We start from the raw sequence: 10,703 nt of genomic DNA on the forward strand, positions 1-10,703 counted from the left end.
TTGGATGCAAATTTTAGCAAGTATTAAGTATTAGATATTAACCGTAGCTTCCGGCAAGTTTCCGTCCGCATGGCATACTACTTAATACTTCTCTTTATACTTAATCTCTTTCTGCTCCAGCATTTGAAAATCTTGTTTCTTCATGCCCAAATCATCCAACGGACGGGGTTCGTTATGGTCATTCAAATATGCTCTCAGCTTCATTTGATAAAGTGAAGTGACTACGGATTGTGAATCATCCCTATAAGGAGTTTCTATCCCGCCCAAATCCAGTATGGTCGGGAAGAAGGAACTGCTGGAAGAAACATCTTTCTCTTTATTATCCATTGCCGCCTGCCAATGTTCGGGATGAGTTTCCCGGTAACTGTCGGACATCCAGATAAGAAACGGCACATGAAGTTGATAATAAGAAGGCACGGGCGAAGCATGAAGGAACAGATGACGGGAATCGTCGAAAATATCCTCTCCATGGTCGGAAGTATAAATCATAGCGGCGTCTATCTGTTGTTTTTCCAACATACGGATGATTCTTGCCAGAAAACCATCCGTGTAACGGATAGAATTATCATAAGCGTTCACCAGATTATCACGGTATTTCCGTTCCGCGTCGACCGGATAATCCGGTGTGAAGAAAGTGTTTTCCAACGGATAGCGCTCGCGATAATTAAAGTGGGAACCGTAGGTATGAAGTACGATAAATTGCTTCGTTTCACCTTTCGCCAGTTCTTGTTCCACTAGTTTCAAAAGTTCGTCATCGGACGGATTATAGTTTGAATCAAGAGAGTCTTCTTTTATAAAATCAGAGGTGTCGGCTTCCTTTCCGAAGAAGTCGATAAATGAATGGTTGTAACGCTGATTAGAGAAAAAGGCGGTCTTGAAACCGGCTTCTTTAAAGGCGGTGATGATTCCTTTTTGGTGATAAATAGAGTCGTAGTTGCAAGCGTTGACGTCCGACATCAGCATAGGTACGCTTTTGTGTGTCGTATTCGATTCCGTCAGTACCTTCGGGAAAGCAATCAATCCTGTCTGCTGAGACAATAGTGGATTCGTCTCGCGTTCATAGCCGTACAACTGCCAGTTCAAGGCACGGGACGTTTCGCCTATTACCATCACATACACCTCACGTTCCTCTTTCGGATGGGTGGCCTTGGCATGGAAGGTAAAGTCTTTCGAGGTTTGATGATAATTCTGTGTCAAGACTGTCCGTTGGAAGGCAAGACCTACATTATAACAGACATTCAGTGGATATAAATCCGACTTCAGTTCATATCCCGAGTCTTGTACATACGCTCCGGCAAGGCTGAGAAGAGAGATTCCAAAGACTATGAAAGCCCTTTTCCGTTCTCTGTGGATGAACTCTACCGATAGTTTACGCTTGCGGATTATTGAAATCGTTCCCAAAATCAATGCAGGAACATAAAGTATGATTACGGCGATAATGGCGGGAGTCAGATTATCGAGTAGTTCGAGTGCCTCACTCGAATTGGTAGTCACCAGATTCAGGAACATATCAACAGCGATGATGGACTGTCCGAACAAATAAAGCAGTACGATTTGAAAAGCCCCGAAGAAGAGGAACAAGAATAAAATCCATAGCATCTTGCCACAGTTTCTCGACAGAGTCATCAACAGGTAATAGCAGCCGAAAGGCAACAATACATTAGCAACTTTTGCCATCACCGGTAGCGGCTCTGTAAAACAGAGGACGATGTTAGGCACTATCAAGATAAACAGGAACAGATAAAACAAGTGTTCCTGATTTTCCAGCCATTTTTTTATATTCTTAAAAAGCTTCATTGATATTAAAGATAAATCCGGTCTGGTGTTTACCAAAACCTAAGTCCAAACGTACATTTACTCTCTTTTTAAACTCCCAGCGGTAACCGAAACCGTAATTGGGCAGAATATGCTTCGGGGTAAATTCGGAAAATTTCGGAAAGATTGTTCCCGCTCCTGCCCATACAGCTACTCCATTCCGCTTCCAAACGTGTTGCCGGAGTTCTATTTGCGCATCCATCGCACACTTGTCACGATAACGGCCTTCGTAGTATCCACGCATCGAATAAGAGTTTCCCAAGGTTGCCATCAGTCCCCAGGGGGTATCTCCGTAGGTCAACAGCGTGTGGAATTGTCCTGCCAGCACTCCGCCTTTCCACACGGTGTGATAGTAACTGGTAGTCAATTCGGTGCTGCTGAATGCATATTTATTGCCGAGGAAAGCAGGACTGAACCGTTGATCCAGTCGCAGATAATATCCCCGGTAAGCATTTGTCAGGAAGTCGCGTGAGTCGTAGAGAAGGGAAAGCCCGAGACTCGTATTGGTAGTCCGTGCCGCCATTCCTTCCCATAGTTCCGGTTTTTCAAAGTCCCGTCCGTCGATGTAGTCGAATACAGCCATCGGGCCGATATAGAAATTCTTCGCCATACGGAACATGAAATCGACCTTCACTTGTGCCTGAAAACGTTTATAATCGCTTTCGTTATCGGAGTTTGCTCCATTATCATATCCCCTGCCCCAATAAAGGCTGGGGAAAGAATAAAAATAAAGGTTATAGTTCAAGCGGTATTTATCTTGTGGAAACAGATGATTTCCACGGACTCCCAATAAATAGAAGCCGACCGTAGAGACATCTCCATAGAGGGATATGTTGGAAGGGGGAAGAATCGTATCCTTATAATCGGTGCGGTATAAACCCGCTGCCACCAGTCCAAGTCCGAACTTTGTATCACTGGAATAATGAGGGCCACCTATCACGCTGAAATCAAACTTTTTATTCTTTTTTTCCTTATTGGCATCATTGAAGTAATCGAGAAACTTCTTGAAGAAGCTGCGCTTTACCACAACAGTATCTTCGGTAATTACTGATACAGAGTCTCCGGGCAGTTCAATTTCGGTAGAATGCATCTGCGCGCCAAGTGATGTTCGTGTCAGTAACAATAGCGCGAATAATATCAGCCAGTTCTGTCTAGTATTCATTGTAATAAGAAGTAGAAAACTTTCGGGACAAAGTTAGTTTCAAACTTCTTATTACAACAGAGTTTCAGGAGCTTTTGTTGCCCCATTTTTCCTTTTTAACGTTTCAAAAGTCGCATAAACTCGTCAACATCTTCTTCTGTGGTATCAAAAGAAGTTACCAGACGGATTTCATTATTATCTTCGTTCCAGAAATAAAAGAAGTAAGATTCCAGCATCCGGTCGATTTCCGGGCGGGGCATAGTCAGAAATAACTGGTTACTCTCCGCCTTTTGAGTAAAAGTTATTTTGGGGAGTTTCTTCAACTCATTGTAGAGTTTGGCTGCCATTGCATTGGCATGCTTCGCGTTTCTCAGCCAAAGGTCATCTGTCAGATAAGCCGTGAACTGGCAGGAAAGGTAACGCATCTTCGAAGCCAACTGGGCGGACTGCTTACGGATGAACCGTGCTTCCGATTGCAAGTCTTTATTGAATACGATAACGCACTCTCCCATCATTAATCCGTTCTTTGTACCACCGAAACTCAGGATATCCACTCCGCAATCTACAGTCAGTTCTTTGAGAGAAAGATTGAGGGCGGCACAGGCGTTGGCGATTCTCGCCCCGTCCATATGGACATACATACCGTTCAGATGAGCAAAGTCGGTCAGACGTTTCAATTCTTCGGGAGTATAAATCGTGCCAAGTTCGGTACATTGGGAAATATAAAGAGCCTTGGGCTGTGAATGATGCTGGTCGCCAAAGCCATGAAGGTAAGGTTGCATCAGTTCCGGGGTGAGTTTGCCGTCCGGGGTAGCAATCGGGCGAATCTGACAACCGGTCATTTTTACGGGAGAACCACATTCATCTACATAGATATGAGCGGTTTCCGCACAAAAGATGGAATGATACGGACGTGTCATTAATTGTAATGCCACGACATTGCTGCCTGTACCGTTGAACACAAATAAGGGTACGCAGTCCGGCGTAAAGGCTTCCTTTATCTTAGCTACCGCTTCTTCCGTCCATTTATCATCGCCATAGCCTAATGCATGGTCTATATTTGCCCGGTTCAACGCTTCCATCACCAACGGATGCACACCGGAATTATTATCAGAGGCAAAACTTCTCATTGTTTCCTTGCATTTTAAATTGAATTGCAAAGTAACAGATTTATTTCCAAATATACTTCTTACGCAACCAATAATCTACCCCCAGCAAAAGTAAGACCAACAAAGCTATATAGATATAAAACTTCAACAAAGGAGCTTCCGACCGAACATCTGTCTGCGGCAGGTAATCGGCAAAGTTAATATCCACATAAAAGAACAAAAAGTAAATGCCGAGTCCCAGCAATGCAAGGACTGATGTCAGCAAGGCCACCCAACTGATTTTCGCTTTTCTTTTTCTCTGTTTTTCTGCTTCCAGGCGGATATGTCCCATCATTCGATAGGAGAAATTGGAAGACAAACGTTCCACTTGCCGCCGTTCAAGTGCCTGTTTCAATGCACTTCTCATATTATCTTCTATTTTCTTCTCCGTTTCCATCTCCTCTTCTATCATTTACCATTCATTAATACATATATTTTCTTGCGGGTACGGTGCAGTCTGATTTTCACATTGCTTATCGTTATCTTCAACACCTCACCTATCTCTTCCATTGATTTCCCTTCGTAATAGAATAAAGTAATCAATGCCTTTTCTTCTCCGGTCAATTGCTCGATGGCTTTACATAAACATTCTATCTGTTCTTCATCTCTTGCCGAAGAAATCACTTCATCCGCTTTCTCATCAGGTACATTATTAATAGTATTCTCCTCAATATACAGAAACTCCGGTTTCTTTTTTCGAGTCGCTGATATAGCAGTATTATAGGCTATCCGGTAGAGCCAAGTAGAAAAACGACATTCGCCCTTATAACCGGACAAGTTTCGAAAAGCCTTCAGAAAAACATCCTGAAGCAACTCTTCCGCATCTTCAGGACAACTGACGATTTGTACTATCAACGAATATAAAGGACGGCTGTAACGGTCAAGCAACACAGAAAAATATTCTGTTTCCCCGTCCAATATTCGTGTTATATAGTATATCTCGTCTTTCTGTTCCATCTTGACCAATTAGACGCTATACATTATAAAAGGTTACAGTTTCAGAATGAAAAAATAGAATTGGAAAATAATCAGTCGTAATGTGTAACCTTTTTCCACTGTATGCGTCAAACGGTACAAAGAACGAAAATAATCACTTAAAAATAGTATAATTATGATGGATTTTATCTTGGTTCCTTTGGTGGTAGGTATTATCACATTGGGTATTTACAAATTATTCGAACTCTTTGTATGTAAAAAAGAACGGATAATCATGATTGAAAAACTAGGCGACAAGCTTAGCATGGGGGATATTAGCAGCAAATTATCTTTCAATGTCAACTATTCCCGTTCTCGGTTCACTTTCAGTAGCCTGAAAGGCGGTTGCCTGATGATTGGTATCGGTTTAGGACTCCTAATCGCTTTCTTCATTTGTTGCGCAGCTTTCCCTAATTACTCTACCGGTAGAGATGCCGCATGGAATGTATCACAGCAAGCCAGTCTCGTTTATGGTGCATGCGTGCTTTTCTTCGGTGGCATAGGTCTTTTAAGTGCTTTCCTCATTGAAATGAACATCCATAAAAAAGAAAAAGAATAAAAACTAAAATCCCCGAAGCATTGACTATCCAGTCGTTACTTCGGGGATTCTTTTGTTCTTGTTCAGGCACTAAACACCTTTAGCCAATGTAAACATTCACACAGAGATACACGTAAAGTTCTTCATCACACTGGTCGAACTCTATCTTATTCTCTCTTGACAACCATCCTAAAGCGGCGCCCAACTCTTTGTCCTTCAGCCCGGATTTTCTTTTCAAAAGTCCGTAGCCCCACTTCTCATTATTGCTAAGCAGTTGCCAAACTTTACCGGCATTCACGCCGATTTCACTTCTATTCATTTTCTACAGTTATTAAGAGGTTTAAAACATTAGGTTAAGATTTCGCCTATAAAGATAACAAATGGATACTGCGTTTGTTTATTCTATTTTGCTAAAAAGTTGTTACAAAATTCTTTTTAACACAAAAACTGCGATGTGTTCCGACACAAAGCCGTTATTAGCATATGTTAAATCAGAACTTTTCTTTGCAGATAATTGTTGTCACTCAGAAATCAAACTTTTTATATTATTCTTTTCTATGATAATCATTTTATTTTCTTATGTTTGTAATCATCTAAAAGTTGAAACATATGGAAAAAGCTGACTCTTCACCCTTGTCACGACAAGCCCTGTACGCAAACAAAAAGGAATGGAACCGGTTTCTATCCATTTTCTTATTGGCAGTGGGCATTGGTTTTACTGTATCAGGTATCATCTTTTTCTTTGCCTACAACTGGAACGACCTGCCCAAATTTGCAAAACTGGGAATTGTAGAAGTATTATTAGTATCTTCTGTCTTGCTTACCGTATTCACCCGATGGAGCAGGCTCGTCAAACAGATTCTTCTTACAGGAGCGACTTTCCTGATAGGTACGCTCTTTGCCGTCTTCGGACAAATTTATCAGACAGGGGCTGATGCCTACGACCTTTTCCTGGGTTGGACACTTTTTACTATCCTTTGGGCGGTTGCCGCCCGTTTTGCTCCGTTATGGCTGACTTTCATCGGATTACTTTGTACGACGATATGGCTGTATAATATACAAATAGCCAGTCGCGGCTCATGGGAAATGATTCTGCTTGCCAATGCAGTAACTTGGATATGCGCTTTGTCAACTGTCATCACAGAATGGATGAGTATAAAAGGGAGCCTGAATAAGCAGAATCGCTGGTTCGTTAGTCTGCTTTCATTAGCCACCATCGTACACACTTGTTATCTTATGATGGCAGCCATTGCGGACGCCAGCTTTCTCATGACATCAGCCATCTGCGAGGAAAAGACTATAATTGTTACTCTTATAAGTACTGTTCTTATATTCTCCGTAGGACTATGGTTCGGGTGGAAAGCAAAGAATCTGTTCTATCTGGCTGTTATTCCTTTTGCGACATTGATGATTCTATTGACTACATTCATATGCCACAGCGGTTTGAGAGATGTCAATCTATTCTTCTTTTCAGGAATTATGGTTATCACCGGAACAACCTTACTTATCTACATTATTCTTCAACTAAAAAAGAAGTGGTATGGCACAGAAGCATAATCTTACAATTCAAGTGGTATCCATCATCGGTGGAATACTGACTGCTATCTTCTTTCTCGGATTTCTTGCACTTGCCCGAATCCTAAGCTCCGAAATCTCATGCCTGTTAGTCGGGAGTTTATTGATTATTACTACATTAACAATCAGCCGTCTTGTCATCCGGTCTTTCCTAGATGCTATGAATATCACTTTATATATTGCAGGATACGTATTGGTTGGCTTTGGGCTTAATTATAATATGAACATACTTTTCATTGCACTTATAGGAACCAGTATGCTCACCTTCTGCCTGTCGAAAGGTTTCATCCTGCCCTTTCTTTCAGTGATTGCGTTTATCATATCCTTATTTGGAGAAATAACTCATATATTTTCTTCTTCCTATCCTCTGCAAATTGCAGTAGTTCCTGTGATGGCAGTATTCCTGTTCACCAATCTTTTCGAAGTAAAACTGCTTGCCCGGCTAGGAAATAATTTTTCCAAATATATGCCATTCCACTACGGGCAGTTCGTCTCTTGTCTTGTTTTAATGAGTGGGTTGTCAATTAATTATCTGACACAGGATATGAATTATTGGATTATATCGTGCATTCTGTCTGTATTTATATGGATAGGACTTCTTATCATGGTTCAACGGATTATGAAAGTCATGCAAGTGGATAACCCGGTACATCAGGCCGGCATCTATATTCTTTGTATCGTTATCTGTCTGCCCACTGTATTTGCCCCTTATTTATCCGGTAGCTTATTGTTAATTCTGATATGTTTCCATTATGGCTATAAAGCAGAGTGTGCAGCCTCACTCCTTCTCTTTATCTATGCTGTTTCCAAATACTACTATGATTTGAATATAAGCTTACTCATTAAGTCTATCACGTTATTCATTATTGGAATCGCATTCATTGCAGCCTGGTATTTCTTCACTCAAAAAAGAATAAGACATGAAAAAATATAGCCGGATATTAATTATTGCAAATCTTCTATTGTTACTGGGATACTTCAACTGGTCAGTTTTCAAGAAAGAACAGACTTTGAAGGATGGACAATTAGTGTTATTACACTTAGCTCCCGTTGACCCTCGTTCTCTCATGCAAGGGGACTACATGAGACTCAACTACGAAATAAACTCATCTTCGTCAGACTTTATAGATGAGCAGACTGCCACACGCGGTTATGCCATACTCCAAACGGACAGTAATCAGGCAGGTCAACTTATACGATTACAGAATGCTCTAACACCTTTGAATGATAATGAGATAGCTATCAAATACAAAATAGTAAACAGGCGGATATTTCTCGGTGCCGAATCTTTCTTCTTTGAAGAGGGACAGGATACTCTTTATCAGAATGCCATGTATGGTGGACTAAAAGTGGATGATAAAGGACAAAGTTTACTTATTGGGCTGTATGATGAGAACTTTCAACAACTACAACCGTAGTGGTGCAATGATATAAGGGATACTTATGGGAAATAAGAGAGAAAGCTCTTTTCCTGGAGATAGATATTCGAGATATATCCTGTAGTTTTTTATTTACATAAAATTATGGGCAGTGCCTATTTTTTTACATAACATACTTATCATAAAAGTCAGCAATATCCATCACCTCAATATCTGATTTATTATTCATCAAACGCCTTATTCTATTTCTGCATTGCTCTACCTTCTTGGTTTGAAATAATAATATGATTTTCTCGTGAATGGGCAGATGGGCATAAAACAGAGGTTTGGTATAGACCAACTTAGCTTTTATATCTTGAACAAAAGATGAATTCAGTTCATTAGTTTCCACTCTGAATTTAGCATCCACCAAAAGCCTCTTTTTATTACTTAGCAATGACACAAAATCCATCGTACTCTTCAGACAACGACGTTGTTTCTTTGCCTGCCCTATCTCCCATTGGTCAACATCAATCACCAAAATTGTCCTTTTGCAATCAGGTATCTTCTTTGGAGCTCCCTCACGAATTAATAAATCAGTCAAACTAACATAAAAAGGAGAGAACTGCTTTCTGAATTCCTCAGAAAAACAATAAGAGTCTATCGAAAGGCACTTACATTGCAACTTATTCGAAAACTCCATACTCATCAATCTTTTCAAAGGATTTATTAAATGATTTAAAAATCGGATCTATGTCAAGACCTAAAGCACGATATGTATATTCATAAGGAGTTTCTTCCGAATCCTCAGCTAAATAAAAGTTCAGATTATCTTGAACCTCTTCTTTAGCTGCAATGTACCGAATCGCACTTATCATGTCTGTACTATGACTTGCTACAAAAAACTTAACTCCGATTTCTTTATGAAGCAATACAATCATCCGCGCATACTCAACTATCCACTGAGGATGTAAATGCGCTTCCGGTTCATCTATAATAAGTAACGTATCTTTTTGAAGGAAACCGCTCTTCAACAGAAGTTGCAAGATAGAAAATGACTTGATTCCTGTCGCGCAGTCTTTTAAATCAAAGATTTTACCATCGATTCTTTTATAAGACAGTTTTGACTTACGGATATTTCCTTCTTCTACTATAGATTCACCATTCATTATTTGTGAAAGATTCTTAGATAAAGGAATATTTTCTCCTATATGAGAATCGCTATTCAACAAATCCGCCAAATTTTTCCAATAATCTTTATCCCTGCCATTTATCAACTGATTTCCCACTATCATAGGAGTATCAACATAAGCAACTCTTTTAATATAATGAAGCAAAGGGACATCACTTGTATCATTACCAGCAAAAGGAACTCCATATTCCTGAATAGTCCATTCCTCCGGTAATGCCCGCTTCATATAAAAAAATAAATAATCCTCAAGTAAAGAATAATCTCTTTGTTCAAGTTCCGCTAATGCAACATTAAACAAATGCTCAATCGTATTATAAAGTTTATCTAGTAATTTTTCTAAGCTATCCTGCAATTTATCATTCAATGTATCTGCTATAATCCTAGCAACACGCTTAAATGAATTTACGTCGTCTTTACTCCCTACCTCATCCACTATATCTCCATAAGATAAGAATCTTGAAAATAATTGTCCTATATATCGTAAATATACATCCTTATCTTTCACAAAGGTATGACCAATCGCATAGAACTCACCAACATCCGGTACTGCGTGTTTAACTTCACGCTCTATCTGTTTTAAAGTATCGGTATATCCAAGTAATTCTGTGTTTAAAATATTATCGACAATATCTTCATAGCGATTCGCATAATAAAACGAATAGTACAACAGTTGTGATAAACTACTTTTCCCACAACCATTAATACCGGAAACTACGGTGATTCCATTCAACGTTATATCAGCTTTCTTTACAGCCTTGAAGTTCTCTACTGACAGTTCTACTATTTTATCCATATAGATGATATTCTATTCCAATATTACACTGATATGCAAAGATAACAAACAAAAGTAGAATCTTTAAAGTTTTAGGGAAGTTAATAACAAAAAAGAGGTTGTGTCAAAACGCTGACACAGCCTTTTTTTATGCGCAAAGCCCAGACTTTCTCAAGCCCGGGCTTTGTT

The 10,703-nt window shown here is 39.8% G+C and carries 12 protein-coding genes; 4 read left to right on the plus strand and 8 right to left on the minus strand.

Translation table 11 applies throughout. The features are described from left to right. Positions 1-81: 81 nt before the first annotated feature. The 5 genes from AB5443_RS19320 to AB5443_RS19340 form a co-directional block, all read right to left on the minus strand. Complete coding sequence (locus AB5443_RS19320) at positions 82-1,797, minus strand: phosphoethanolamine transferase (protein ID WP_277134088.1); 1,716 nt, start codon at positions 1,795-1,797, stop codon at positions 82-84. Further along, positions 1,784-2,977: a BamA/TamA family outer membrane protein gene (locus tag AB5443_RS19325; protein ID WP_277134086.1), complete on the minus strand. Its 1,194-nt coding sequence runs from the start codon at positions 2,975-2,977 to the stop codon at positions 1,784-1,786. Before AB5443_RS19325 ends, AB5443_RS19320 begins: the two co-directional genes overlap by 14 nt. A gap of 95 nt (positions 2,978-3,072) precedes the next feature. Then, on the minus strand, positions 3,073-4,086 hold the full coding sequence (locus AB5443_RS19330) for a low specificity L-threonine aldolase (protein WP_277134084.1): 1,014 nt from the start codon (positions 4,084-4,086) through the stop codon (positions 3,073-3,075). A 40-nt stretch (positions 4,087-4,126) separates the two neighbouring features. Next, the gene (locus tag AB5443_RS19335; RefSeq protein WP_022136830.1) at positions 4,127-4,501 is read right to left on the minus strand and encodes a hypothetical protein; all 375 of its coding nucleotides are present in this window, start codon (positions 4,499-4,501) and stop codon (positions 4,127-4,129) included. Between the two features lie 11 nt (positions 4,502-4,512). Beyond that, entirely contained in the window at positions 4,513-5,061 is a 549-nt protein-coding gene (locus tag AB5443_RS19340; protein ID WP_022136829.1) for an RNA polymerase sigma factor, read from the minus strand. 154 nt (positions 5,062-5,215) lie between these two features. On the opposite strand from AB5443_RS19340, the gene AB5443_RS19345 reads away from it, so the two are divergent. After that, positions 5,216-5,638 (plus strand): DUF6249 domain-containing protein, encoded by a 423-nt coding sequence (locus AB5443_RS19345; protein ID WP_022136828.1) that lies wholly within the window; start codon positions 5,216-5,218, stop codon positions 5,636-5,638. A gap of 79 nt (positions 5,639-5,717) precedes the next feature. Here AB5443_RS19345 and AB5443_RS19350 read toward each other — a convergent pair whose 3' ends face one another. Continuing rightward, positions 5,718-5,936: a winged helix-turn-helix domain-containing protein gene (locus AB5443_RS19350; protein ID WP_022136827.1), complete on the minus strand. Its 219-nt coding sequence runs from the start codon at positions 5,934-5,936 to the stop codon at positions 5,718-5,720. A gap of 290 nt (positions 5,937-6,226) precedes the next feature. Between AB5443_RS19350 and AB5443_RS19355 the strand changes: the two genes are divergently transcribed. The 3 genes from AB5443_RS19355 to AB5443_RS19365 are packed head-to-tail and all read left to right on the plus strand — an operon-like array spanning position 6,227 to position 8,610. Next, entirely contained in the window at positions 6,227-7,174 is a 948-nt protein-coding gene (locus AB5443_RS19355; RefSeq protein ID WP_277134081.1) for a DUF2157 domain-containing protein, read from the plus strand. Next, a complete protein-coding gene (locus AB5443_RS19360) occupies positions 7,158-8,126 on the plus strand; it encodes a DUF4401 domain-containing protein (protein WP_277134079.1) in 969 nt (322 codons plus the stop codon). The genes AB5443_RS19355 and AB5443_RS19360 overlap by 17 nt, the downstream gene beginning before the upstream one ends. Next, positions 8,113-8,610, plus strand: coding sequence for a GDYXXLXY domain-containing protein (locus AB5443_RS19365; RefSeq protein ID WP_277134077.1), 498 nt, complete (start codon positions 8,113-8,115; stop codon positions 8,608-8,610). The genes AB5443_RS19360 and AB5443_RS19365 overlap by 14 nt, the downstream gene beginning before the upstream one ends. A 124-nt stretch (positions 8,611-8,734) precedes the next feature. On the opposite strand, the gene AB5443_RS19370 is transcribed toward AB5443_RS19365, so the two are convergent. Then, on the minus strand, positions 8,735-9,253 hold the full coding sequence (locus AB5443_RS19370; protein ID WP_277134075.1) for a hypothetical protein: 519 nt from the start codon (positions 9,251-9,253) through the stop codon (positions 8,735-8,737). Next, positions 9,237-10,535, minus strand: a complete 1,299-nt coding sequence (locus tag AB5443_RS19375; protein WP_277134073.1) for an AAA family ATPase — start codon at positions 10,533-10,535, stop codon at positions 9,237-9,239. Before AB5443_RS19375 ends, AB5443_RS19370 begins: the two co-directional genes overlap by 17 nt. Between the last annotated feature and the right edge of the window lie 168 nt (positions 10,536-10,703).

Source organism: Bacteroides sp. RTP21281st1_H5_RTP21281_210402 (assembly GCF_040918965.1).
Lineage (GTDB): Bacteria > Bacteroidota > Bacteroidia > Bacteroidales > Bacteroidaceae > Bacteroides > Bacteroides congonensis.